Source organism: Ensifer sp. LC11, from assembly GCF_001695835.1.
Lineage (GTDB): Bacteria > Pseudomonadota > Alphaproteobacteria > Rhizobiales > Rhizobiaceae > Ensifer.
The window spans coordinates 139,467-164,850 of sequence record NZ_MBSO01000056.1 but is presented as its reverse complement, the minus strand read 5'-3'; the positions used below and the strand labels follow the sequence as shown (position 1 = coordinate 164,850).

At 63.5% G+C, this 25,384-nt stretch carries 23 protein-coding genes; 8 read left to right on the top strand and 15 right to left on the bottom strand.

Annotation, left to right across the window (positions count from 1 at the left end; translation table 11 throughout):
* Positions 1–9: 9 nt before the first annotated feature.
* The 3 genes from BBX50_RS26320 to BBX50_RS26310 are packed head-to-tail and all read right to left on the bottom strand — an operon-like array spanning position 10 to position 4,426.
* On the bottom strand, positions 10–2,496 hold the full coding sequence (locus BBX50_RS26320; protein ID WP_065778232.1) for a hypothetical protein: 2,487 nt from the start codon (positions 2,494–2,496) through the stop codon (positions 10–12).
* Complete coding sequence (kduI, locus tag BBX50_RS26315) at positions 2,493–3,329, bottom strand: 5-dehydro-4-deoxy-D-glucuronate isomerase (RefSeq protein WP_083213813.1); 837 nt, start codon at positions 3,327–3,329, stop codon at positions 2,493–2,495. Before kduI ends, BBX50_RS26320 begins: the two co-directional genes overlap by 4 nt.
* Positions 3,326–4,426, bottom strand: coding sequence for a glycoside hydrolase family 88 protein (locus BBX50_RS26310; protein WP_065778231.1), 1,101 nt, complete (start codon positions 4,424–4,426; stop codon positions 3,326–3,328). The genes kduI and BBX50_RS26310 overlap by 4 nt, the downstream gene beginning before the upstream one ends.
* Positions 4,427–4,542: 116 nt before the next feature.
* Between BBX50_RS26310 and BBX50_RS26305 the strand changes: the two genes are divergently transcribed.
* The gene (locus tag BBX50_RS26305) at positions 4,543–5,595 is read left to right on the top strand and encodes a LacI family DNA-binding transcriptional regulator (RefSeq protein ID WP_065778230.1); all 1,053 of its coding nucleotides are present in this window, start codon (positions 4,543–4,545) and stop codon (positions 5,593–5,595) included.
* A gap of 52 nt (positions 5,596–5,647) precedes the next feature.
* On the opposite strand, the gene BBX50_RS26300 is transcribed toward BBX50_RS26305, so the two are convergent.
* The 8 genes from BBX50_RS26300 to BBX50_RS26265 all read right to left on the bottom strand — a co-directional run bounded on the left by BBX50_RS26300 (position 5,648) and on the right by BBX50_RS26265 (position 14,285).
* Positions 5,648–7,339 (bottom strand): aconitase X, encoded by a 1,692-nt coding sequence (locus tag BBX50_RS26300; RefSeq protein WP_065778229.1) that lies wholly within the window; start codon positions 7,337–7,339, stop codon positions 5,648–5,650.
* Complete coding sequence (locus BBX50_RS26295; RefSeq protein ID WP_065778228.1) at positions 7,336–8,337, bottom strand: 4-hydroxyproline epimerase; 1,002 nt, start codon at positions 8,335–8,337, stop codon at positions 7,336–7,338. The genes BBX50_RS26300 and BBX50_RS26295 overlap by 4 nt, the downstream gene beginning before the upstream one ends.
* A 13-nt stretch (positions 8,338–8,350) precedes the next feature.
* Complete coding sequence (locus tag BBX50_RS26290) at positions 8,351–9,601, bottom strand: FAD-binding oxidoreductase (RefSeq protein WP_065778227.1); 1,251 nt, start codon at positions 9,599–9,601, stop codon at positions 8,351–8,353.
* A 7-nt stretch (positions 9,602–9,608) separates the two neighbouring features.
* Complete coding sequence (locus BBX50_RS26285; RefSeq protein WP_065778226.1) at positions 9,609–10,331, bottom strand: amino acid ABC transporter ATP-binding protein; 723 nt, start codon at positions 10,329–10,331, stop codon at positions 9,609–9,611.
* Positions 10,324–10,974, bottom strand: coding sequence for an amino acid ABC transporter permease (locus BBX50_RS26280; protein ID WP_065778225.1), 651 nt, complete (start codon positions 10,972–10,974; stop codon positions 10,324–10,326). Before BBX50_RS26280 ends, BBX50_RS26285 begins: the two co-directional genes overlap by 8 nt.
* 13 nt (positions 10,975–10,987) lie before the next feature.
* A complete protein-coding gene (locus BBX50_RS26275) occupies positions 10,988–11,653 on the bottom strand; it encodes an amino acid ABC transporter permease (protein ID WP_057251921.1) in 666 nt (221 codons plus the stop codon).
* A gap of 71 nt (positions 11,654–11,724) precedes the next feature.
* Positions 11,725–12,531: a transporter substrate-binding domain-containing protein gene (locus BBX50_RS26270; RefSeq protein ID WP_065778224.1), complete on the bottom strand. Its 807-nt coding sequence runs from the start codon at positions 12,529–12,531 to the stop codon at positions 11,725–11,727.
* A gap of 236 nt (positions 12,532–12,767) precedes the next feature.
* Complete coding sequence (locus tag BBX50_RS26265) at positions 12,768–14,285, bottom strand: aldehyde dehydrogenase (NADP(+)) (RefSeq protein ID WP_065778223.1); 1,518 nt, start codon at positions 14,283–14,285, stop codon at positions 12,768–12,770.
* Positions 14,286–14,436: 151 nt separating this feature from the next.
* On the opposite strand from BBX50_RS26265, the gene BBX50_RS26260 reads away from it, so the two are divergent.
* Positions 14,437–15,474: an Ldh family oxidoreductase gene (locus BBX50_RS26260; RefSeq protein ID WP_065778222.1), complete on the top strand. Its 1,038-nt coding sequence runs from the start codon at positions 14,437–14,439 to the stop codon at positions 15,472–15,474.
* Positions 15,475–15,688: 214 nt separating this feature from the next.
* Here BBX50_RS26260 and BBX50_RS26255 read toward each other — a convergent pair whose 3' ends face one another.
* The gene (locus BBX50_RS26255) at positions 15,689–16,462 is read right to left on the bottom strand and encodes an NIPSNAP family protein (protein WP_244513171.1); all 774 of its coding nucleotides are present in this window, start codon (positions 16,460–16,462) and stop codon (positions 15,689–15,691) included.
* Between the two features lie 132 nt (positions 16,463–16,594).
* Between BBX50_RS26255 and BBX50_RS26250 the strand changes: the two genes are divergently transcribed.
* Positions 16,595–17,194, top strand: a complete 600-nt coding sequence (locus tag BBX50_RS26250; RefSeq protein ID WP_244513170.1) for a TetR/AcrR family transcriptional regulator — start codon at positions 16,595–16,597, stop codon at positions 17,192–17,194.
* Positions 17,195–17,250: 56 nt separating this feature from the next.
* On the opposite strand, the gene BBX50_RS26245 is transcribed toward BBX50_RS26250, so the two are convergent.
* Positions 17,251–18,213 carry a dihydrodipicolinate synthase family protein gene (locus BBX50_RS26245; RefSeq protein WP_065778219.1) on the bottom strand — a complete coding sequence of 321 codons (963 nt, stop codon included), beginning with the start codon at positions 18,211–18,213 and terminating at the stop codon, positions 17,251–17,253.
* A 126-nt stretch (positions 18,214–18,339) separates the two neighbouring features.
* Entirely contained in the window at positions 18,340–19,050 is a 711-nt protein-coding gene (locus BBX50_RS26240; protein WP_065778218.1) for a GntR family transcriptional regulator, read from the bottom strand.
* A 260-nt stretch (positions 19,051–19,310) separates the two neighbouring features.
* On the opposite strand from BBX50_RS26240, the gene BBX50_RS26235 reads away from it, so the two are divergent.
* From BBX50_RS26235 to BBX50_RS26230, 3 genes are all read left to right on the top strand, one after another.
* The gene (locus BBX50_RS26235) at positions 19,311–19,457 is read left to right on the top strand and encodes a DUF1127 domain-containing protein (RefSeq protein WP_064817045.1); all 147 of its coding nucleotides are present in this window, start codon (positions 19,311–19,313) and stop codon (positions 19,455–19,457) included.
* Between the two features lie 246 nt (positions 19,458–19,703).
* Positions 19,704–19,853, top strand: a complete 150-nt coding sequence (locus tag BBX50_RS30155; protein WP_201723527.1) for a hypothetical protein — start codon at positions 19,704–19,706, stop codon at positions 19,851–19,853.
* Positions 19,854–20,017: 164 nt separating this feature from the next.
* Positions 20,018–20,515, top strand: a complete 498-nt coding sequence (locus tag BBX50_RS26230) for an EVE domain-containing protein (RefSeq protein WP_161490879.1) — start codon at positions 20,018–20,020, stop codon at positions 20,513–20,515.
* 29 nt (positions 20,516–20,544) lie between these two features.
* On the opposite strand, the gene BBX50_RS26225 is transcribed toward BBX50_RS26230, so the two are convergent.
* Entirely contained in the window at positions 20,545–21,474 is a 930-nt protein-coding gene (locus BBX50_RS26225; protein ID WP_065778217.1) for an AraC family transcriptional regulator, read from the bottom strand.
* A gap of 190 nt (positions 21,475–21,664) precedes the next feature.
* Between BBX50_RS26225 and BBX50_RS26220 the strand changes: the two genes are divergently transcribed.
* Positions 21,665–23,131 carry an alpha-glucosidase/alpha-galactosidase gene (locus tag BBX50_RS26220; protein ID WP_065778216.1) on the top strand — a complete coding sequence of 489 codons (1,467 nt, stop codon included), beginning with the start codon at positions 21,665–21,667 and terminating at the stop codon, positions 23,129–23,131.
* A 112-nt stretch (positions 23,132–23,243) separates the two neighbouring features.
* A complete protein-coding gene (locus BBX50_RS26215) occupies positions 23,244–25,328 on the top strand; it encodes an ABC transporter substrate-binding protein (RefSeq protein ID WP_065778215.1) in 2,085 nt (694 codons plus the stop codon).
* Positions 25,329–25,384 lie beyond the last annotated feature (56 nt).

Sequence of the window (25,384 nt, the reverse complement as noted above, 5' to 3'; positions counted from 1 at the left end):
CTTTGTCCGCTAGCCGGCGGCGAGCATGGTAACCTCGCCAGCGACCGTGAAATCCTTGGCGACGATGGTGCGCCCTTCGGCTTCCGTCGCACCGTCGCTGCGGAACACCACGCGGCCATAGTCGGGATCGTCGATGACAAGAGATCCGTCCCCGGTCTCCTCCACCGACAGCGAAGCAAATCTGGCTTCCACGCCCGAGAGATCAGTGGCCTCGCAGACCCGCACGATCCAGCACGTCTTTTGACCGAACTGGCGCAGCTCCGCATTGGCCGACGGGCCGTCGGTGACCGATGTCAGGTCACTTCCGCCGATCAGGACAACCGCGCCGCGGCCGCTGCGCGCCAACGCGTGTCTGCCCTTGACCCTGCTCTCGTCGAATTCGGCGACCGGGAACCATGCATGGGTGAAATCCGGTTGCTCGCTGACGGTCGCAAAGTCGAGTACGGCCAGCCCCCTGTACTGGTGGGCACGAGGGAGGGTGCCGCAACCACCCCAATAGGATGGCCGGCCGTACCCGAACTGAATGGTTTCGCCGGGATGGTTGATCCAGATCGCCGCTTCGGGGCGCTGGCCAAGGCGCAGGTGCAGCACCGTTTCCTGATAGCCCCATTCGTTCCAGCGATAATGCGCCGCCGAGCCCATGGCGAAATGGCGGCCCTTGTAGTGGTAGAGTGCCGCGAAGCGGTTTTCGCCCTGGGCGAAGCGCCATTCCTGATGGGCTGCCTCATCCTCATGGCAGGCGACCGCGGCAAGCGCCTCCGGCACCACCAGGCCATGGTCGCGCAGGCAGACGGCAAGCTGCGGCAGAGCGTGCACGCGGCGGCCGTACCAGCCCTTGCCCCAGAGCAGGCGGGCAACACCTGAAAGTTCCAGCGAACGACCGGCGCACAGCGTGTGCTCGTAGGAGCGGCCTTGGGCGGCCGTGACCATGCCGTGATGGGCCGAGCGGGCAATGATCTCGCAGAGCCGCACGATACCTTTCTTGGCGCGTTCGGCGATGTCGGCATCAGGCGAGAGTGCCGCCAGCGCCGTCAGGCCCTTGAGATCGATCGGGAAATAGGGCGCGGAATTGAATTCGGCCATTTCCCAGGCTTCGAAGTGGTCGAGCCAGGCGCGAACGCGGGCCGCACCGACGGCGCTCTGTTCGCTTCCCTTGCGGCCCGAGCGACGGAAGGTTGCCTCCGGGAAGAGGTGGCCTGCGAGATAGGCCGAGGTGTGGAACAGCAGCGCGTGGTTCTCGGAGAAGTACCACTGCACGTCGTTGCCGGGCTCATCCATCCAGTAGCGGAAGCCGAGGATCGCCTGGTCGATGCGCTCACGCGTCTTTCCGCCGATATCGTTGCCCCAGGTGGTGCGCGACCAGATCAGTGGCACCAGCGAGAAGTCGGCGCAGTCGTGGCAATCCTCGATCGAGGGCAGGATTTCCTCGATCATTGCGTCGGTATCTGCACCGCCGCGACCACTGGCAAGCCGTGCGAAGGCGCGCACCGTGTCGCGTTCCGAGAAGCCGGAGATCTCGCCGAGGGTCTCGTTGATGCGGGAAACCAGCGTTTCCGGTGGCTTTCCTTGCCGGCCGGCATGGCAGATCTCGACGCCGAGCGAGCGCGACGCGACGAAGCCGTCGGCATCGAGCGTGATGCGGAAATGGCGGAAGTCGGCCGGTGTGTCCTCGGATGGGCCGATCACCAGCCTCTTGTCGCCGGCCTTCAGCACGAAGTCGTGGTCGAAGCGCTCGGTCGACATGAAATCGCCTTCGACCGCGACATTGACCTTGACGTCGAGCGGCAGGGCGGCGGCGAAGAGAAGCGTGATGTCACCTTCGAAATAGGCGGTGCGGTCGAAATGCATGCCGTCGAGCGCGGTCTCGATATCGGCAGCGGCCGCACTGGCGCAGGGGACCGGCAGCGCCACGTGGGCGACCGGCCCGGAGAGATAGTCGAACTGGAAGAAGTAACGCGCGTCGCGTTCGGCAAGGTCGTCGAAGAAGATCGTGATTTCGTTGAGCCCGGCCTGAAGCGGCAGCTCGAATTCCGCCTTGGCCTCGAGATTGCGGCTATAGGGCGCCATCCAGCCGATCTCGGCGCCGTTCAGGAAGACGACTGCGCCGCCGCAGGTTCCGAGGCGGATCTTGGCGGTGCCGGCGGTTTCCGCCTCGATCGAGGTGCGGGCCCAGGTGGCAAGTCGCGTCGGCCGGAACCAGAACCCGGAAAGGTCGAGCCGCTGCGAGCCGAAGGGCAGCCACCAGCGCGTGGCTTCAAACGTGCCGCGCACCTCCGGCCGCTTGCCGCGATAGCTTTCGGCAAAGATCGTCCGGCAGGGATATTCGTGCGGGATGAAGTTCTTGTGCTTGGTCAGGAAGAAGAAGGGGTCCATCTCGCCCTTCATCGGCTGATCCGGCACGTCGAAACGCTCTTCGGCGATCGTGCCGAGCTGCCAGTAGCCGATGGCCTGCCCCGGAACGAGGCTCTTCTTCAGATGGAAAATCGTATCGCTCATTTCAGCTCAGCCAAGGCTACGGGGGTGACGTCGTTGTATTCCTGGTTCTCGCCGGTCATGCCCCAGACGAAGGCATAGGGCCCGGTGCCGGCGCCCATATGGATCGACCAGGCGGGAGAAAGTACCGCATCGCCATTGGCGACGATCAGGTGCCGGGTCTCCTCGGGCTCGCCCATCACATGGACGATCCGGTCCTCCGGCGCCATGTCGAAGTAGCAATAGGCTTCCATCCGCCGCTCGTGCACATGCGGCGGCATGGTGTTCCAGGCGCTGCCTTCGGCAAGGTCGGTGATGCCCATCAGAAGCAGGCAGGACGGCATGACTTCCGGATGGATGTACATGACGAGGCGGCGCTTGTTGGAACGCTTGACGTCACCGAGTTCGAGCGCCTTTGCCTCGGCCCTCTTCACCAGCCGGTGCGGCAGGTCGGCGCCGGCGGGCACCGAGTTCATGTAGAAACGGGCCGGCCGGTCGGCGGATGTGCTCGAAGCAACGATCTCCTTGGCGCCGCGGCCGACATAGAGTACGTCGCGGTTCTCGAGCACGAAGCTCTTGCCGTCGACCACGATCGTGCCGGTGCCGCCGAGATTGGCGATGCCCATCTCGCGCGCCGAAAGCAGATAGGGCGTACCGATTTCGGCGCCGGACCCGAATGTCACGCTCTTCGTCTTCGGCATGGCGCCGCCGAGGATCAGCCGGTCGACATGGGTATAGGTGAAGTTTACCGCGTCTTCGGCAAAGAGATCTGTGATCAAGAACTCTCGGCGAAGCCGCGCCGTGTCATAAGTCTTGATGTCTTCGGGATTGGCCCCGTAGAGAACCTTCATCGTCATGCTGCCTGTCCTTCCGCACCGACATGCTGCAGGGCTTCGGAAAGGCACAGGATTGCCAGTGCCTGGCCGTAGCCGGTCGGCTGAATGGGGATGTCCTTATAGAATTGCAGGTCGTGGCCCATGCGGGTGCCATAGGAGACGTTGAGCACGGTGCCGCTTTCGTCGATGTTGCGCATCACGGCTTCAAGCGCCCTGAGACCGGCGTTGCGCCAGGCCGGCGTGCCGTAGCCGAGGCGATAAGCCTTGAGCAGGCCATAGCCGATGCCCGCAGTCGCCGAGATCTCTTCATAGGAGGTCGCGTCGTCGAGCAGCGTGCGCCAGGCGCCGGACGCTGTCTGCAGCGGCAATAGCGCCTCGACCTGGGTGATGAGCACGCCGCGCAGGAATTCCTTCACCGGAGCGGCGATCTCGGCGAGGTCGAAAAGATCGAGCATGCCGGCGGTGATCCAGGCATTGCCGCGGGCCCAGCGGGCGCGGGCGAAATTGTGCCGGCCGTCGAAGGTCCAACCATGGAACCAGAGGCCCGACTGGGTGTCGGCAAGATAGCGGGTGTGGACCAGGAACTGCCGTGAGGCCTCGTCGACGAGTTCGCGCCGGCCGCTGGCCTGGCCGTAGGAGGCAAGGAACAGGGCGACCATATAGAGTGTGTCGTCCCAGAGTTCGTTGTCGTTGACCTTGTCGGAGACATGATGCTCGAAGCCGCCTTCGGGCGTGCGGCCCATTTCGGCGATCACCCGGTTCGCCCAGTCGTCGAGCAACGGCTTCCAGCGCGGGTTTCCGGTTTTGGCCCAGAGCACCGAGAGGCCGAGCATCGGCGCGGTCGTGTTGACGTTGAGTTCAGGAAGCCCGGCGGCAAGCCGCCCTTCGTACCAGCCTTCGATGAGCTGGCGGATGTCATCGCGGCCAGTGAACAGCCAGAGCTTGATCAGACCGTAGAGGCCGACGCCTTGCGGCCATTCCCAGCTGTCGAAGCTGATGTAGTCGCCCGCGGTGCCGTCGAGGTTCGGCTCATCGAACCGACCGTCATGCTTCAGACCGGTCATGCCGCCGACAAGACGATCGAGACCCGTGCGAATGTCGTGGGCATTCAGGCCCATGGCGTTCCTCCTCCTTAGCCGCTCTTCCCTCGGCTTTCTTGTCGGAGATAAAGGCATGACGTTTTTTCTTGCGCAACATGAAAATTTTTCCCAATATTGTGGCGACGGAGGATCGGATGATCGCAAAACCGCTGCCGGGCAAACGCGGCAAGAAGAGCAAGCGTGTTCGGCTGGAAGATATCGCCGAGGCCTGCGGGGTTTCCTTAAGCACCGCATCGCGGGCGCTTGCCGGCGAGAAAGGCGTGCGTGCGGAAATCCGCCAGCGCGTGCTGGAGGCGGCGAAGAACGCGAATTACGTAATCCCGACGGCAGTCGCCGGTCAGAAGGTCATCGTGGCGGCGTCGAGTGCCGCAATGATCGACTATGTGCGCAACCAGTTCACCCACTACGTGCTGGAGGGGCTGAAGGAGCGGGCCCAGGCGCTGGATCTCGAAATCGTCACGCGGCCGATCGCGGACCGTAGCGAGGAGCTGGCGGTGCTGGCCGAGGCAGAGGCGGACGAACAGGTTGCCGGGCTTCTGTTTCTCACCATAGACGACGAGGGCATGATCGCCGCGACCCGCGGCTTCGAGAAACCGGTGGTGCTCTTGAACAGCGACGACCCCTATATGCGGCTATCGAGTGTCACGCCCTGCAACCGCTCGAGCGCGCGGCTTGCGACCGACCATCTGATCGAGCTCGGCCACGAGCGCATCCTGTTTCTGATGCGGCCCGGACGCCGCACGATCGAGCGGCGTTACGAGGGCTGGCGCGACGGGTTGCTGGCGAAAGGCCTTCCCGCCACCGATGACATGCTCGTCACCGTCGAGGACTGGTTGCCGGAGCTTGCGATACAGGCTTTGACCCAGCGGATTTCGGAACGTGGGCTGGATTTTACGGCGGTGCTTGCTGCGGGGGACAGCCTCGCCGTCGGCGCCATGCTCGGTATCCAGCAGAAGGGGTTCTCGGTTCCGGGCGACGTTTCGGTCATGGGCATGGACGACCTGCCGCAGGCAGCCTTCCTCAATCCGCCGCTGACGACGATGCATATTCCGATGCGTGAGATCGGTTCGGTCGCGCTGGATCTTCTGCGCGACACGCTCTCGGGCATTCCGGCGCCACCGCGGCGGGTGGAGCTTGCCTGCCATCTCGTTCCGCGCGCCTCGACGGCGCCGCCGCGCGGCGCCTGATCTGGCACCACGGCAACGGGCTTTGCTGTCGTTGCCGTGCCGTCGAGTTCCTTCAGGAAAGCCACGCCGGCAGGCGCGCCGGAGCATGACCGGTCAGAGCCGCTTCAACGCAGTCGGCAAGGCTGCCAAAGCGGACGGCGCGGCCGGAGAGACCGGGGCCGTAATGGGCGTATTTGCCGGAATTGGTCATCAGCGCCCGGGTCTTCGTCGGGAAGACCGGCTCGGAGATCGAGCACCAGCAGAGATCCGGCAAGACCTGGATGCCACTTGCCTCCAGCCGCGAAAGAAGACCTTCGTCCCGCGCCGCGGCGATCGCATCTCTTCCGGCGGTGACGATGACGGCGACATTGTCGTGCCGCTTACGGCCGTCGAATGCGGCTGCGAGTGCCCGGCATTCCTCCAGCGAGGCATGCGGGCTGCCGATGGCGACGAGCTCGACTTCGGCAGGGCCTTCGTTCAGGAGCGACCAGGCATCAGTCATGTCGGCGCGCGTGATCGTCGTGCGGTCGGCATCCTCGGCGGCAGCGCCTTCCGCTTCGGGCGTGACGCCCTCCACATGCAGCATGGGCGATGCGGAGGTGGTGCCGAAGGCGGCACAGAGGGCCTTGAGGTCGTCGCGCGAGGGGCGGGCGGATGCAACACCGCGCAACAGCGGAATACGGTCGGGCGCGGCCTTGCCGGCGAGGTAGCCGATCAGCGGCCAGAAGGCATCGTCGATCGCGTCGGGAAGTTCGACGTCGATGACGCGTTTCGCCTTGCGCGGCGCGTCGAGATAGACGCCCGAGAATGGCGCACGTCCGGTCAGTGCGATGCAGAGATCGAGAAAATCGGGGTGTTTCGCCGTGCGGGCGCCAAGCACGGTGTTGGCGAAGATGACGGCGTTCGATTCCGCCCAGGCAATGGCTTCGCCGGATTTCGGCGCGCTGTCGAGCAGATAGGGCGAGCAGGTGAAGGTCGGGCGACAGCCCATGCGCACATAGGCGTCGGCAAGCCGTGCGGCCGGATCGCCGAAGCTTTCGGGCACGCCCTGCGCTTTCCAGTTGGCGCGGTCGACCGAGATCGCGTTCATCGTCGTCGGTACCCGAACCTTGGCGCCCATATCCGCCATCTTCTCGGCGAAGGTGAGGTTGGCCGGGCTCGCATAGATGCAGCCGTCGATATGGCCCTGGACGACGTCGAGGAGCTTTTCCGCCCCTTGCTGTGCTGCCATCGCCGCAATGATGCGCATCGCCTGCTGGACCGCAACGCCGTCGCGGCCATCGAGCATGGCGCGGTCGTTCTCGGTCAGGTCGAGTGCGGCCGTCGCCGGCGGTTCGACGTTGATCGTCAGGGGATCGGCTTCGATTGTCGTATTGCTGATCCGCGCCGTCTTTGCCTGCGACAGCGCCTTGAAGGCGTCCCGCGAGACACGCAGCACCGGCAAGGATTTGCCGAACATCTCTGCCGCAATCAGCGCCCCCAGCGTCAGCACGTCCTCGGCCTCGCAGAAGACGAGTGCTGCCGGTGCGCGGCCCGTCAGCGCCATGTCGAGCAGCACGCCCGAACCGGTGCAGGAGCCGCGGCTCGACGGCATCATCAGGATGCCGCCGGTCAGACAGAGGCCGTGCAGCGGGTGGTGCACGTCGATCACCCGGCCCGTTGCCGGATCGACCCCGCCCCAGAAGCTCAGCGCCTCCTCGGTGGCGATGATGGGGCCATCGGCGGAGCCGGAAAGGATGCTGCGGGCGAAGATCGTCTGGGTCATTTTACGACAAATCCATGGGCGAAGGGGTCGCGGTCATCGATGAAGATGGTGTTGATGCCGGTCATGCGGGCCCAGCCGGCAATCGACGGGATGATGGCGTAGCGGTCTGCGACCTTGGTCGCCGCCTCGACGCGGCCCTTGAACAGCGAACCGATGATCGATTCATGCACGAACTCGTCACCAACCCCAAGCTTGCCCTTGGCGGCAAGCTGCGCCATGCGCGCCGAGGTGCCGGTGCCGCAGGGCGAGCGGTCGATCGCCTTTTCGCCGTAGAACACGGCGTTTCGGGCATGGGCTTCGGCCTGCGTCGGCTTGCCTGTCCACTGGATGTGGCTGAGGCCCTTAATTTCCGGGTGTTCCGGGTGCACGAACTCGTACTTGGCGTTGAGTGCGGCGCGCAGCTTCGGGCTCCAGCCGACAAGTTCGCCGGCCGTGTGGTCGGCCATGTCGCGGAAGTTCTTCTGGGGTTCGACGATGGCGTAGAAATTGCCGCCATAGGCGACGTCGACGACGATTTCACCCAGGCCCTCGACCTCCGCCGTCAGCCCCTCGGCATAAAGGAAGCCGGGCACGTTGGTGAGGCGTACTTCCTCGACGAAGCGGCCTTCCTGGCGATAGGTGATATCGACCTTGCCGGCCGGCGCGTCGATCGAAAGCTTGCCCGGTTCGCGCGGGGTGATCAGCCCGTTCTCGATCGCCATGGTGATGGTGCCGATCGTGCCGTGACCGCACATCGGTAGACAGCCTGACGTTTCGATGAAGAGCACCGCGACGTCGCAGTCGGGCCGCGTCGGCGGATAGAGGATCGAGCCCGACATCATGTCGTGGCCGCGCGGCTCGAACATCAGGCCGGTGCGGATCCAGTCGAACTCACGCAGGAAGTGGGCCCGCTTCTCCAGCATGTTCGCGCCTTCCAGCCGCGGCCCGCCGCCGGAAACGAGGCGGACCGGGTTGCCGCAGGTGTGGCCGTCGATGCAGGAGAAGGTGTGGTTGGCCATGGTGAAAGCCCTGTCAGAAACGTTGCGGCGAGAAGGATTTTATGTCGATGGCCGGCTGGTGACCGGTCAAGAGATCGGCGACGAGCCGGGCGGTGCCGGCGGACTGGGTGAGGCCGAGGTGGCCGTGGCCGAAGGCGTAGATCACCCGCTCGGTTGCGCGGGCCCGGCCGATTGCCGGCAGGCTGTCGGGCAGCGACGGGCGGAAGCCCATCCATTGCACGCCGCCTTCGCTCTTCAAGCCAGGCAGGAAGGCCTTCGCCTTCTTCAGCATGGCTTCCGAGCGGCGGAAATTCGGCGGCAGCTTCAGGCCGCCAAGTTCGACGGCGCCGCCGACGCGGATGCCGGTCGTAAGCCTCGTCACGACGAAACCGTGGCCGCCGAAGGTGACCTGGGTGCGCAGATCGAAGGCGTTCGAGGGCAGTGTCGTGTTGTAGCCGCGCTCGGTTTCGAGCGGGATGCGCTCGCCGAGCGAGCGTGCGACCTGATGCGAGAAGGCGCCGGCCGAAAGCACGACCTGGCCGGCCCGTCGCGTCTCGCCATCCGCGGTCGTCAGTTCAACGCCGCCGCCGATCGGCTTCAGCGCCGTGATTTCGGCCCGTTCGATCGTGCCGCCCTTGGCGCGGAAATGGTCGGCAAGCGCCAAGGTGTAGAGCTTCGGATCGGCGATCGAGTACCAGCCGGGCGTAAACGTGCCGCAGGTGAAGCGCGATGCGATGCCGGGCTGGATCGCGGCCATTTCGGCGGCACCCATATGGCGGAATTCGATGCCGTGTTCAGCGCGCGCCTTCCAGCCGGGAAGCGACGCCTTCAGTTCGGCGTCGCTCTCATAGACCTGAAGATTGCCTTCCTTGCGCAGCATCGGCAGCGTGCCGGTGGCGGAAAGGAAGGGTTCCAGCTCGGCCTTGGAGAGGTCCATGATCGCCGTTTGCGCCGCCGTCGAATGCGCGACGCGGCTCGGCGAGCAGGCGCGCCAGAAGCGGAACATCCACGGCGCGATCTGCGCCGCGTAAGCCGGCGGAACGCTCAAGGGTCCGAGCGGGTCAAGCAGCCATTTCGGCGCCTTTTTCAGGATGCCCGGCGAGGCAAGCGGCAGAATATCGGTGAAGGCGAATGCCCCGGCATTGCCGGCCGAGGCGCCTGCCGCCGGGCCTTCCCGGTCGAGCACGGTGACGGAAAGTCCCCGTGCCTGGACGGCGATGGCCGCGGAAAGGCCGACGACGCCGGCGCCGATGACGATGACGTCGGGCTGAGCTGCATCCTTCATGATCGGCTCAGTGCGTCGCTGCCAGGAACTTTTGCAGTTCCGGATCCTTCGGCGCGCCGAAGAGCGCTTCCGGCGGTGCGATCTCGGCCATCACGCCCTTGTGGAAGAAGGCCACGCGGTCGGAGACCTCGCGGGCAAACTTCATTTCGTGCGTGACGCAGATCATCGTCATGCCTTCAGACGCCAGCATGCGTAGCGTGTCGAGCACTTCGCCGACGAGTTGCGGGTCGAGTGCCGAGGTCACTTCGTCAAACAGCATGTATTCCGGCGACATGGCAAGGGCGCGGGCGATCGCCATGCGCTGCTGCTGGCCGCCCGACATGCGGGTCGGATAGACGCCGAGCTTTTCGCCGAGGCCGACATGGGTGAGCTGCTTGACGGCGATTTCCTCGGCTTTCTCCTTGGAGAGACCGAGCACCTTGCGCGGCGCCAGCATGACGTTTTCAAGCACGGTCAGGTGCGGGAATGCATTCCACTGCTGGAAGACGATGCCGACCTTGGCGCGCAGCTTGTTGAGGTCCGTCGACTTGGCGTGGACCTCGGTGCCGTCGACGACGATGCGACCGGAATCGATCGGCTCGAGGCCGTTGATGCAGGTGAGCAGTGTCGATTTGCCGGAACCGGAGCCGCCGATGACGGTCACGACTTCGCCCTTGTTGACGGTGAGGTCGATGCCTTTGAGAACCTCCAGCGAGCCGAAGGATTTGCGAACGTTTTGGATCTCAATCATTGGACCACCGTTTTTCAAGGTAACCGCCGAGCCGGGCGATTGGGAAGCTGATGAGGAAGTAGATGGCGCCGCAGATCAGCAGGATCAGCAGCGGTTCCTGCAGGCGGGTGACGAGCACTTGCGAGGCGCGCAAGAGTTCGATCAGGCCGAGCCAGAGGACGAGGGCGGAGTCCTTCATGACGCCGAGCGTCAGGCCGATCCAGGAGGGCAACGAAACGCGGGTCGCAAGCGGCGCCACGATGTAGCGCATGTCCTGCCACCAGGTCATGCCGAGCGAGCGGGCGGCACGGCGCGTCGTCGGCGGCACCGACGAGATGCCGCCGCGCACGATCTCGGTGCAATAGGCGGCCGTATAGAGCGACAGCACCACGCAGGATGTCGTGAACGGCGCCCAGCCAAGCTTGGCGATCGCCTGGAAAGCGTTGGCGAGGACCAGCTGGATCAGCAGCGGCACCGAGCGGAAGATGTCGAGCACGAAGGTGAGCGGTGCGGCCCGATAGGGGCCGACCTGGTTGCGCACGACGCCGAAGATGATGCCGAGCACGGTTCCGGCCGTGACCGAGACGGCGGTGACTGCCAGCGTCATCAGGGCGCCCTGCAGCAGGAAGCCGAGATCAGCGAGGGTGAGGGCGGTATTGAACATCTCTCACCTCTCCTTAGTAGCGGAACATGCGCGCAGCGAGCAGGCGTGCTGCCAGCGTCACGGCCTTGGCGATCAGGTAGTAGATCACCGCGGCGATCGCGAAGAACTCGAAGGTGCGGAACGAGCGGGCGTTCAGCTCCTGGGTGATGCCGGCAAGGTCGGTGTTCATGCCGACGGTAACGCCGAGCGACGTCATCAGGATTGCCCAGACCATCTGGTTGGTAACCGGCAGGAAAGCGATGCGCAGCATCTGCGGCAGCACGATGTAGCGGAAGGCCTGTACCGGGGTCATGCCCAGCGACCGGCCGGCGCGTGTCTGGGTATCCGGAATGGCCTTGAGCGCGCCGCGGAAATTCTCCGCGAGATAGCCGGCATTGTTGAAGGCGATCCCGGCGAGCAGCGCCGTATAGGGGCTCAAATGGATGCCGAAATTGCCGAGGCCGAAATGCGCCATATAGATCTGGAACAGGGCCGGCGTGTTTCGGGCGATCTCGACCCAGGCGGTGGCGAAGCCACCGAGGATGCGATTGCCGGACAGGCGGCAGGCCGTGAGCGCCAGCGCCAGCGCCAGGCCGATGACCATCGAGAGCAGAGCCACCTGCAAGGTGACCAGCGCTCCATCGAGCATCTGCGGCAGGGCCTTCAGCGCCTGGTTCCAATGGAAGGTATAACTGAACATGTTTCGTCTCACCTCTTCGGAAACGAATAGCGGCGCGAAGCTACACTTCGCGCCGCCAGATGGACGGCATATTAGCGGTATACGCCCTTTGCCGTAAGGTCGGGCAGTTCGCCGCCAACCCACTTTTCATAGAGCTCAGCATAACGGCCGGTGCGGACCTGCTGATTGATGAAAAGGTTGAGGAAGTTGACGAAGCCGTATTCTTCGCGGTTGGTGAAGAGCGCGACGTAGTCGGTGTCGAACGGAGCCTTGCCGACGACCGAGATGCCGGCGAACTTGCCGCCCTTTACGTTGGCCTGGGCGACCGTCGAGGTCGATACCGTTGCGTCGATCTGGCCTTGGCTCAGCGCGAGGAACACGTCGGCCTGGGTCTGGTACGGGCGGAACTCGCCAGCACCCCATTCCTTGACCTGCTTTTCGAGAGCGATCGCTTCGAAGGTACCAGCGGTAGCGCCGACGACCTTGCCTTTCATGTCCTCGAAGGACTTGACGCCCGACTTCTCGTTGGCGGTGACAGCCATTTCGAAGGCGAAGTAGGGGATCGTCATGCCGACGGTCTTGGCGCGCTCAAGCGTGTCCGAAGTCGAGGCAACACCAACGTCGACACGGCCCGACATCAGAGCGGGAATGCGCTCCGGGAACGGGGTTTCGACGATTTCGGCGGTAACGCCCAGTGCCTTTGCGAGGTCGTTGCAGTAGTCGACGTCAAAACCGATCGGGTTGTTGTTCTCGTCGCGAGAACCCATCGGCGGGAAGTCGAGCACGACTGCGCAACGCAGCGTTCCCGAGCCGATCACGTCATCCAGCTTGTCGGCATGGGCCTGGCTGGTCAGAGCTGCGGCCGCAACGAGGCCGAGCGCGAGCACCGAAGTCTTCATTATCTCTCTCCCTGAAATGAGTGCCGTTTGACGGCTGAGGCACTATTCCGTTTTAGAGAGCGTAAATCAATAGAAAAATACAATTAGTATACAAAAAGTATATCATCATAACGCAGAACGCGCCGAAGCATCCCATTTGTTTCGCCAAATGGGATGCTTGCGCAGCGATCTGTCGTCACTCATCAGTGAGGGCGGGATGAGGGCGGGAGGCCGCCCGCACTTTTCCTCATCTCGCGTTAGCCCTGGAAATCCTCGGGCAGCAGGGCTTCCGGCATGTTCTGGTAGGAGACGGGACGCAGGAAGCGGCGGATCGACATGGTGCCGACGCTGGTGGCGCCGAAGTTGGTCGAGGCCGGATAGGGCCCGCCATGGACCATCGAATCCACTACCTCGACGCCGGTCGGGAAGCCATTGACCAGCACGCGGCCGGCCTTGCGCTCGAGAATCGGGCGCAGGCGGCGGGCCGTTTCGAGATCGCCGTTGTCCATGTGGATCGTGGTCGTCAGCTGGCCCTGGAAGCCGCGGGCAAGCTGTTCCATCTCGCCGGTCGAACCGACACGCACGACGAGGCCGAGCGGGCCGAAGACCTCTTCGCCGAGCGCATGATCGGCGAGGAACTGTTCGCCTGATGTCTCGAACAGGTTCGGCGAGGCAGAGCGGCCGGAGGATTCGGTCGTCAGCAGCGGCTTGACGGCGTTGCGGCTTTCAAAGTGCGCCTGGCCGTCGTGATAGGCCTTGGCGATGCCGTCGGTCAGCATCGTCTGCGGCGCGACCTTGCCGAGCGCTTCGACAGCTGCCGCCGTGAAGCGGTCGGCGTCAGCGCCTTCGACCACCACGGCGATGCCGGGATTGGTGCAGAACTGGCCGGCGCCCATGGTCAGCGAGCCGGCCCAGCCCTGGCCGAGACCCTCGGCGCGCGCCTTCAGCGCTTCCGGCAGCAGGAACATCGGGTTGACCGAGCCAAGCTCGCCGAAGAACGGGATCGGCTCGGGACGGGCGGCGCAGAGATTGAAGAGCGCACGGCCGCCGGCGAGCGAACCGGTAAAGCCGACGGCCTTGATCAGCGGATGCTGCACCAGCGCTTCGCCGACCTGGCGGTTGCCGCCCTGGATCAGCGAAAAGACGCCCGGGTGAACGCCGGTCTTGCGAATGGCCGCTTCGACAGCCTGCGCCACGATCTCGCCGGTGCCAGGATGGGCCGAATGACCCTTGACGACCACCGGGCAACCAGCGGCAAGGGCCGCAGCGGTGTCGCCGCCGGCGGTCGAGAAGGCGAGCGGGAAATTCGAGGCGCCGAAGACGGCGACCGGGCCGATCGGCCGCTGGATGAGGCGGATCTCCGGGCGCGGCGCCGGCTGGCGTTCGGGCAGGGCGGCGTCGAAGCGGCGGTCGAGATAGTCGCCCTTCTCGATGTGGTCTGCGAAAAGCCGGAGCTGGCCGGTGGTGCGGCCGCGCTCGCCCTGCAGGCGCGCTTCCGGAAGGCCGGTTTCCTGGCTGCCGATCTCGGTGATCGCCTCGGCGCGCGCCTCGATCTCGTCGGCAATGGCGCGCAGGAAGGCGGCGCGCTCGGCGCGGGTTGAATAGCCGTAGCTGAGGAAGGCTTCTTCGGCGGCTTCTGCGGCGCGGTTGACCAGATCGACGGTACCCGTGGCGAACTGATGGACCGGGCCATGAGCGGGCGCCGAGGCGAAGGTGCCGGCTCCGTCGAGCCATTCGCCGGCAACCAGGTGTTTTCCTTTGGGGGTGAAGGCCATCTTGCGATCCTTTCGTTCGATCCCGGATTGCCTTTTGTGGCAGAGGAGATCATGGCTGAATTGCACTTGTCGGATCTTTGTATACTATATGTATGCAGAACATCAATCGTCTGACTGGCTCTGTCAGGCGCATCTACGAAAAGGGAGAGAGATGAGCGAGACCAACACCCTGACGATCGCAGCGCTTTTCGAGCGCGTCGAAGCGATCTTCCGCAAGGCGGGCCTCAACGGCGTTCAGGCAGGCGCACTTGCTCGCGTGATTGTCGCCGGCGAGCGCGATGCCTGCAAGTCGCACGGCATTTACCGTATCGAAGGGGCGCTCAGGACGGTCAAAGCCGGCAAGGTGAAGCCCGATGCGGTGCCGGAGCTCGACGTGCAGGAGGGCTCGGCAATCGTCAAGGTCAACGCCAAGGGCGGCTTCGCCAACCCGGCCTTCGAGCTCGGGCTGCCGGCGCTCGCCGAGCGTGCCCGTTCTCTGGGGATTGCCGCTCTCGTCATCAATGATTGCACCCATTTCTCGGCGCTCTGGCCGGAAGTGGAAGGCCTGACCGGCGAAGGCCTCGCCGGCCTCGTCATGTGCCCGAGCTATGCGACGGTCGCGCCGACCGGTGGCAACAAGCCGCTGCTCGGTACCAACCCGTTTGCCTTCGGCTGGCCACGCGAAGGCAAGCCGCCCTACGTCTTCGACTTCGCGACCTCGGTTGCCGCGCGCGGCGAGATCGAGCTGCACCGCCGCGCCGGCAAACCGCTGCCCGAGGGCTGGGCGATCGATGCCGAGGGCAACCCGACGACCGATCCGGAGGCGGCGCTCGCCGGCGCCATGCTGCCCTTCGGCGGCCACAAGGGCTCGGCGATCGGCACGATGGTCGAGCTTCTCGCCGGCATCATGATCGGCGACCTGACGAGCCCGGAAGTGCTCGACTATCTCGGCACGACGACGCTTGCGCCTTTCCACGGCGAACTGATCGTCGCCTTCTCGCCGGAAAAATTTGCGGCCGGCCGCCCGGGTAATCCGTTTGCCCGCGCCGAAGTGCTGTTCGAGGCGATCGTCGGCCAGGGCGCCCGCCTGCCGTCGCAGCGCCGTTTCGTGGCGCGTGCCAAGTCAGAAGCTGAAGGCATCGTGCTCAACACAGCTGAGATGGAGCAGCTCGACCGCCTTCATGCGCTTGGGCTGGATGCCGTGGCTTAAAAATCACGGGGCATCCGGTCCTTCCGGCATTCGGCAAAACGAAAGGCCCTCGCGGACCAAGTCTTGACCAAAATGTGGAACCGGTTGCTCCGGTTCCACATTTTCAGATTCTGCTGGTGTTCGGGTTTATCGAACGGACATCCGGCAGCAATCGTCAGGAATCCTCTATGACCCCGGAGGAAGACTCGCCAATGCGGTGTCCGACATAATGCAATTACGGCAGTAGTGATCGCGCTGTTGGCGTTAGGCGCAACACCTCGTTCGGCCTCCACGTCCGCCGCCCCATCTCCGAAACGGCCTCTGTCGTCCAGGTCTCGGATTGTGCAAGCTCGGCGAGATGGCTCTCGTACGCAGCCAGACTGGGGAAAGCGCAGAACCAGACGAAGACTGTCTCCCCTTCGCGGACAGGCAGCCTGGGGAACGTGTTCGGGCTCTGCTCGGTGACCAAAGCGGCCAGCACGACGGCCGAGGCTCGCTCCAGATGCGGCTTGATAACGGTCTCAAAGAATCCGGCAAACTCGTCGCCCGTGCGTGGTGCGAGATAACAGGTCGTAGCAACCATAAGGCCGCGCTGTACATCGCCTGTGTCAGACGCGGGGCGTGTGACGGGTAATGGCCCAAAGCCGGCATCAGGCGACGCGGGCCGCAGCAGCAGAACGTTGTCCGAATTTATCATCGTGCCGTTCGCCTGGTCGCGGTGCGCGGCCCACACCGGGCCTGTATAGAACGAGTTCAGCGCTGCTGCGCGGGACGGCATGTCGCTAAAGCCTCTTAGCCATACGAAGCTATTGGGATCATCAAGGTCGCGGAATTGTCCAATCACGCTCATTCCCTGGGCTTCCTGGGACTCGATGAATTCGCGGTCGAACAGCTCGATCAGCGTCTCCCTGGATTCCGGTCGAAGCCGATAACGCCGCAGTTCAATGATCGAGTTGGTCGTATCGCGCGCAGCCCGCGGCATTGATTCGCTCATTGTGAATAAAGACATGGGTATCCCCTACGAAACAGGACGGTCATCCTGTTTGCAGTACAGGGCAGTTGTCCTGTTTTGTCAACCTGCTATAACTTGGAGGAAAGGAAATAACCCATGTCGGAGCGACCTACCTCGCCAAATCGGCGCATGAACGATCCGCAAGGTCTGAGGCAGCGGCTTGTGGATGCGGCCTACGTTGCCTTCTCGACCCGCGGCTATCATTCCAGTGCCCTGCATGACCTGAAACGCGATGCGGACGTTACCGGCGGAGCGCTCGCGCATCACTTCCCCACCAAGAAGGCCCTCGGCCTCGCTGTTATTCAGGATCGCGTGGCAGAAGCCGTCGAGTTGACCTGGATCACGCCAGTCAAGCTTGCGGCCACGACGGCCGATGGCATCCAGGCGGTATTCGCGGCCATTATTTCCGAATTGGAGCGGAAGGGGGGTGTCTCGGGCTGCCCGCTGAACAATCTCGCACTTGAACTGTCGCGTGAGGACGAGGATTTCCAAGCCGCGATCGAGGCGATCTTCACACGCTGGAGGACCGCGATCGCTGACAAGCTGCGGGCCGACCTTCGTGCGGCTCCCGTTCGCGACTTCGATTTTGAGGCCCTAGCCACCCTGGTCGTGGCAACCTACTCCGGTGCGATGGCGATGGCAAAAGCATCCCAGTCCGTGGCACCGTTGAAGATCTGTGCCGAGCAGCTGACGTCGATCATCCAGAATAAGACAGCGCTGGGACACTGACTTTACAGCGCCGCGCCTGAATAGGCGCGGCGCTGTAAAGGGTGGTCAACTGAGGTTCAGGCCTTGTACTTCTGCACGGCGCCCGGGAGCTTGCTCCACTCGGCGTACCAGCTGTTGAACAGCTTGAACTGGGCTTCGACATAGCCGCGCTGGCTGTCGGAGAGCACGTCGCTCTCGTTGAAGTGCAGCGTGTATTCCTTGTCGCCCTTCAGCACCATCATGTGCTTGAAGTAGAGAACGAGGTCCGGGCCTTCGTCGAAGGAGGAGAGCACGGCGAGCGCCTGTTCCAGTTCCAGTGCGCGCTGGCGAGCGTCGACGTCGCCTTCGGCGGCGGCACGCGACAGGTTGCACATGTGGATGACTTCCTTCGGCAGCACGCAGCCGATGCCGGTGATCGCACCGGTCGCGCCGCAGTTGACGAAGCCGTGGAACACGGCCGTGTCGACGCCGATCATCAGCGAGACGCCATCGTCACGGCTGGTGATGTTTTCGGCCGCATAGCGCATGTCGGCAGCACCGCCGAATTCCTTGAAGCCGACGAGGTTCGGATGCTCGGCGCGCAGTGCGAAGAACAGGTCGGCGCGGGTGGCAAAGCCGTAATAGGGGCTGTTGTAGATGACGGCCGGCAGGCTCGGGGCGGCCGAGAGAATGGCCTTGAAGTGGTTCTTCTGGGCGGCGACGACCGAGCCGCGCGACAGGACGCGCGGAATGACCATCAGGCCCTGGGCGCCGACCTTCTCGGCGTGCGCCGCATGGGCAACGGCCGAAGCGGTGTTGACGGCGCCGGTGCCGACGATAACCGGGATGCCGGCCTTGACCAGGCGCTCGACGCCTTCCATGCGCTGCGCGTCGGTCAGGAGCGGCCAGTCACCCATCGAGCCGCAATAGACGACGGCCGACATCCCCTGCGCGATCAATTCCTTGCCCTTGCGCACCAGCGCGTCGAAATCGGGGGTGCGATCTTCCTTGCAAGGGGTCATCAGCGCCGGGATGACGCCAGTGAAAATCTGAGCCTTCATTTGAAACTCCTCTCGGCTTTGTTCCTCGGCAGGCGGTGAGCGCCTTGGCGGCACGCGCCTACCTGCCTTTGATCCAGACAATAGCCGTTTGTATTTTATTTGTCGACAAGAAAAATACAAAAGCCGCTAGAGGGCGATGTCGAGCTTGTTGTTGCGGGCAAAAAGCTTCTGCACCTGCTCGACGATCTGCTCCGCATGCGCCTTGCCGAGACGGTCGGCCGCCTCGATGTCGCGCGCCGCGATCGCGGCGATGATCGCCGCGTGTTCGTCGACGAAGCGCTGCGGGAACTGTTCCTCGTAGGACTGGTAATAAAGCCTGAGGATGCGCCGCCCCTCGTCCAGCAGCCGGCGGAACAGGCTGGTGAAATAGGGATTGCGACCGGCCTCGGCGATCGCCGCGTGGAAGGCGGCGTTGGTGGCGATCATCGTCAGCGCGTCGCGCGATTTTACCGCCGCCGCATAGTCCTCGTGGAAGCCGCGGATAACAGCGAGATCTTCCGGGCGGTGGTTCTGTGCCGCAAGCCGTGTCGTGACGCGGTACATCAGCACCAGCGCGTCGAAGAACGGGTTCAGGTTGAGGAAGTCGATGTTGGCGACCATCGTCGAGCGGTTCGGCAGCGTGTCGATCAGCCCTTCGCCGGCAAGCCGGACCAGCGCCTCGCGGATCGGGGTGCGTGACATCTTCAGGCGTTCGGCGAGCTGCACTTCGTCGATCGGGCTGCCGGGTGGCAGCACCAGGTCGAGGATCTCGTCGCGCAGGAGGTCATAGACCATCTTCACGCCGGAGCCGCGCTTGCGTTCGGGGATGGGGCTGTTGTCAGTGTCGATATCGGTCATCTCGGATTCCTTTGTCGACAAAAGAAATACTTGTCTCTGTCGTCGGGATCAACAGTTTCTGCGGCTGTTGTTGCGCGAAGCTGGTATTCGCGTATGCGTGCACAGGTTGTTGCCGCGACCCATGCATTTGCCACATGGGAGCGCTGAGTTTTGAGCGCTGCAACTTACCAAAGGCCTCAGCTATAAGGTGTTCATCGAAGCGAAACGAGGCGCCACGGACTGGCTGCCAGGCTTCGAAAGCCCATTGAAAGGGGGATCAAATGAACATCGCACGCTCCATCAACAACTGGCGCAAGTATCGTCAGACGGTCACCGAGCTGGGCCGCATGTCGAACCGCGAACTGCGCGACCTCGGCATCGAACGCGCCGACATCGACCGCGTCGCACGCACGGCCTTCGCCCGCTAAGGCGACCTACCAGACTGATAAAATTGCCCAAGCGCCTGCATCTCCTGCGGGCGCTTTTGCTTTGTGCGGCCTTTATTGCGCCACTGCCTTCCGGCAACTCGATCCCGTTGTTTAATTAATTGATTAGTTTGTCCAATTCAGGCGCGTTTCACTCCCGGCGGTAAGCGCTTGTGCGCCTGTTCCGAAAGGTTGCGTGCATGTCCTTTCCCCCAAAGATTACCAATTACTGGCAGGCGACGTTTGCGAATGGCAACGTCGTTCAAGGCGAAGGCGACTTCACTGTCACCACAGTACCGCTGCCAGCTTGACAACCATGCGTCGGCTGCGCTCGCCAAGGCGGCAGGCTTGACCCTGTTCGGCGAATGGCAGCCGGTCTCGCCGGGTTCGGGCAACTGATATCGCGGCGCTTGCACGCGTGAATGCGGGGCGCTGCAGGGGATGTGACGAGGGCCGGCATAGGGGTCAATCGATGCTGACAGAATCTGGCAGGGGTCGCGCGTAGAGTGTTCCCATGATCAGAGATCGAGGGATGACCGATGTCGGCGCAGGATGTTTTTCAGATGGGCGGTGGAAGCAGGCCGGGCGAGCGCAACTTCTGGATCGGCGCGGTTTCCGGTGATGATCTGCAGCATACGCCGGACGGTGGCTTCTCGCGCTTCGGCTATGACTACGGCAACGTCCAGGCGTTGACGCGGATGAAGGCGGGTGACGGCTTCATCGGCTATTCACCCAACGCCGCCTTCAACGGCAGAGCCGGGCTCGCCTGTTTTACGGCCATCGGTGTGGTCAAGGAGCGTCCACCCTACTTTTTTGCCATGGGCGGCGTCGCCCCGCATCGCGGCGATATCGACTGGGCCGACAGTATGGAGGCTCCGGTCCGCCCGTGGCTGGACAGTCTGGAGTTTGCCGAAGGCAACCGAAGCTGGGATCAGAAGCTTCGTTTCGGCCATCTCGCCATCAGCGAACGTGACTTCCACGTGATCGCGCGGGCAATGCATGCCGACCTTGGCGGGGTTTTTCCAAGAACGCCGGCGTTTCGCCAACAACTGGCCGGCTGAGGCCAAGGTTCCGGGCCAGGCGCCGGGACCTACACCGCCGGTTCCTGGAGCGTGTCGGTCGATTGCTCCACCGAACCGGCCGGCACGCTCGCATACATGCCGGTCGTGCGGAACTCGGTGGGGCTCAAGCCGAAAGAGCGGCGGAAGACCTTGGCGAAGTAGTTCGGGTCTTCGAAGCCCGAGAGGATCGCCACTTCCTTGACCGGCAGGCTCGCGGTCTTGGTCAGCAATTTTACCGCGCGTTGCAAGCGCTTCTGCAAGACGTACTCGGCCGGTGCCATGCCTTCGCTGGCGGCAAAGACGCGTGAGAAATGCGCGCGGCTCAGGCCCGAGACGCGCGCCAGTTCCTCGACCGGAAGCGGGCTCTGCAGATTGTTCATGATGTGGTCGACGACACGTTGCATCGTTCTGTGCTCGTGGCTGAACACCGGATGCGAGCCGAAGACGTCGTCATAAAGCGCCATCGCCGCTTCATAGGCGATCGCAGACGCCCGCCCCGGCGTCTCGCCGCCGCGGATCAGCCGCAGGCTGCAATCGGCCAGATGCTCGGTCGTTTCCGGCTGCAGCTTCAAGACCGGGCCGGCGACGGCAAGAATGGCGCGGTGGATGCGCAGCGCCTCGTCGCCATTCATCGAGATCCAGAAAAACTCCCAGCGCCCGCCGTCTTCCAGCCAGTAGCGATGATTGTGCGGCACGAGCAGAAGCAAGGTCTCGCTCTCGCGCACGCGATAGCTGCGGTTCTCGTAGCGCAGGTTTCCGGCGCCGGCGATCGTGTGCTGCAGCACGGTGAAGGGCGTGTTGCCGCGTTTTCTTCCGTCCCAGTCATAGGTGGCGTTGGTGCGGATTTCATAGCCGGTGCTGGTCGGCATCGTGTGCAGGCTCTGGCGTCCCCGCGGCAGGGAGACGGTGCGCATGACAGGGCCATTGTCGATCAAATCTTGCAGCATAAAATTACCCATGAAAGCACAATACCGCTCTGGCGGGGTCGGTGATTATACACATAATGACGACCAACTGCGCAACAGTCGGCAAATCTAGTCCAATAGAAAGTCAGATCTGCGCTGAAGTTGTGCAGACGGTGCGTTTGGAATTTTGAATTGATTTTACCCTTCGCGTGCGTCGCGGGCGGTTCAGGAGGAGTAAGAGGACATGGCAAGTTTCAAGATCGCCATCATCGGCGCCGGCAGCATCGGCTTCACCAAGAAGCTCTTCACCGACATTCTCGCCGTGCCGGAACTGCGCGATATCGAGGTTGCGCTGACCGACCTCAGTGCTCGTAATCTGGAGATGATCAAGGCGATCCTCGACCGGATCGTAAAGGTCAATCGCCTGCCGACGAAGGTGACTGCGACGACCGATCGGCAAAAGGCGCTGGAAGGCGCCCGCTACATCATCAGCTGCGTTCGCGTCGGCGGCCTCGAAGCCTATGCCGATGACATCCGCATCCCCCTGAAATACGGCGTCGACCAATGCGTCGGCGATACGATCTGCGCCGGCGGCATCCTCTATGGCCAGCGCAACATTCCGGTCATCCTCGACTTCTGCAACGACATCCGTGCGGTCGCCGAGACGGGTGCCAAGTTCCTGAATTATGCCAACCCAATGGCGATGAACACCTGGGCGGCGATCGAATACGGCAAGGTCGATACCGTCGGCCTCTGCCACGGCGTTCAGCATGGCGGCGAGCAGATCGCCGAAATCCTTGGCGCCGGCGAGGGCGAACTCGACTACATCTGCTCCGGCATCAACCACCAGACCTGGTTCGTCGATGTCAGGCTCAAGGGCCGCAGAATAGGCAAGGACGAACTCGTCGCCGCTTTTGAGGCGCATCCGGTGTTTTCCAAGCAGGAGAAACTCCGGATCGATGTGCTGAAACGCTTCGGCGTCTATTCGACCGAGAGCAACGGCCATCTCTCCGAATACCTGCCCTGGTATCGCAAGCGGCCGGAAGAAATCGGCCGCTGGATCGACATGTCGGACTGGATCCACGGCGAGACTGGCGGCTACCTCAGGTATTCGACGGAAACTCGCAATTGGTTCGAGACGGAGTTTCCGCAGTTCCTGGAAGCCGCCGGAAGGCCGCTCGATCCCAGCAAGCGCTCGAACGAACATGCGAGCCACATCCTGGAAGCGCTGGAAACCGGCCGGGTCTATCGCGGGCATTTCAACGTCAAGAACAACGGCGTCATCAGCAATCTGCCCGCTGACGCGATCATCGAATCCCCCGGTTTCGTCGATCGCTTCGGCATCAACATGGTCTCGGGCATCACCCTTCCCGAAGCCTGCGCTGCCACCTGCCTCTCATCGATCAACGTCCAGCGCATGTCGGTGCATGCCGCCGTTACCGGCGATCTCGACCTTCTGAAGCTGGCAATGCTGCACGACCCCTTGGTCGGCGCGATCTGCACGCCGGAGGAGGTCTGGCAGATGGTTGACGAGATGGTCGTCGCGCAAGGCCAGTGGCTGCCGCAATACGCCCATGCCATCGACGGTGCGAAGGAGCGCTTGAGCCGCTCGACCGTCAAGACTCGCGACTGGAACGGCGCTGCGCGCCGTCCGGTGCGCTCGCTCGACGAATTGCGAGCCGAACGCCAGGCGGCCCGCGCCGCCGGCTGAGCGAATGCAGCCCAATTCGCGTGAGGAGACGCGGGCCCAGGCTGCCGTGACTGCTGACATTCAAGGAGGAGGCCACGCTTCGGCGCGGCGAATAGAGGGAGAATCTGAGCCAATGACCAGCCACAGACTGACGAAGATGGCGAGCCTTTTGCTCGTCGGTATTTCGACCTTCGCCGTTAACGCGGCGGCGTCCGATCCGACCGTGGTGCCCGAGCAGCCGCCGTTCCCGGCCCAGGGCAAGATCACCTATGTGCCGCGCGACTCGATCGCCGAGTTCAAGGCGCTGCCGGAATATAAGGAGCCGGCCTGGATCACCGAGAAATACGTCAAGGCCGGCAAGCTGCCGCCGGTCGCCGAGCGTCTGCCGAAGGAGCCGATGGTCTTCAAGACCGGCAACATGCCCGATGGCGTCGGCGTCTATGGCGACACGCTGCGTCACGTGATTGGCGGCCGGCCGGAAGGCTGGAACTACTCGGCCGGCCAGAGCCAGGGCTGGGGCGGCATCGACATCGGCATGTCCGAATGCCTGACCCGCACCGCGCCGCTCTTCCAGGTGGAGGCGAACGACGTCGAACCGCTGCCGAATCTCGCCAGGAGCTGGGACTGGTCCGCCGACGGCCACAAGCTGACGATGCATCTGGTCGAAGGCGCCAAGTGGTCGGATGGCGACGCCTTCGATGCCGAGGACGTGATGTTCTACTGGGACGACAATGTCCTCGACCCGAACGTATCTCCGCTGAACGGTGCGACGCCCGAGACCTTCGGCATCGGGACGACGCTGAAAAAGATCGACCAGTACACGGTCGAATGGACCTTCAAGGAGGCCTTCCCGCGCCAGCACCTCTATGCCATGGCCTATGGCACCTTCTGCCCCGGCCCGTCGCATATTCTCAAAGCCAAGCACCCGAAATATGCCGGCACCACCTACGACCAGTACAAGAACGCCTTCCCGCCGGAATATATGAACATTCCGGTCATGGGCGCCTGGGTGCCTGTCGCCTATCGCCCCGACGACATCATCGTGCTGCGCCGCAACCCCTACTACTGGAAGGTGGACGAGGCCGGCAACCAGCTGCCCTATATCAACGAACTGCACTACAAGCTCTCGACCTGGGCCGACCGCGACGTGCAGGCAATCGCCGGCTCCGCCGATCTGTCCAACCTGGAGCAACCGGAAAACTTCGTCGAATCGCTGAAGCGTGCTGCCCAGGATACCGCACCCGCCCGACTTGCCTTCGGCCCGCGGCTTATCGGCTACAATCTGCACATGAACTTCTCGGCCAATGGCTGGGGCGAGCCGGATGAGCGGGCCCAGGCCGTGCGCGAGCTCAACCGCAACGAGGATTTCCGCAAGGCGGTGACCATGGCGGTCGATCGCAAGAAGCTCGGCGAAGCGCTGGTCAAGGGTCCGTTCACGGCGATCTATCCGGGCGGGCTTTCCTCCGGCACCAGCTTCTATGACCGGGAGTCGACCGTCTACTACCCCTTTGACCTCGACGGCGCGAAAGCCCTGCTCGAAAAGGCTGGGCTCAAGGACACCGATGGCAACGGCTTCGTCAATTTCGCAGCCGACAAGGCTGGCGGCCGTGACGTCGAGATCGTGCTTCTGATCGACAACAGCTACGCGACCGACCGCAACCTTGCTGAAGGCATCATCGGCCAGATGGAAAAGCTCGGCCTTCGCGTCGTGCTGAATTCCCTCGACGGCAAACAGCGTGATGCGGCCAACTATGCCGGCCGCTTCGACTGGATGGTCCACCGAAATGGACCGGAATATGCCTCCGTCGTACAGAACACGCCGCAGCTTGGGGCAACGGGTCCGCGCACCAGCTGGCACCACCGCGCGCCTGAAGGCGGACAGGTCGATCTGATGCCGTTCGAACAGGAGCTTGTCGACACCATCAACAAGTTCATTGCCAGCAACGACAACGCCGAACGCGTCGCACTGATGAAGCAGTACCAGAAGATCGCGACGACAAACCTCGATACGATCGGGCTTACCGAATACCCGGGCGCACTGATCATCAACAAGCGCTTCTCGAACGTTCCGACGGGTGCGCCGATCTTCATGTTCAACTGGGCGGAAGACACGATCATGCGCGAGCGCCTGTTCGTCGCCGCCGACAAGCAGGGGGACTTCGAGCTTTTCGCCGATCAGCTGCCGGGTAAGCCCGGCGAGAAGGGCCTCAGCAACTGATGCCGGTCCGCTCCTCCGGCAGTCGGCCGGAGGAGCGCTCCATCACCCCAACCGAC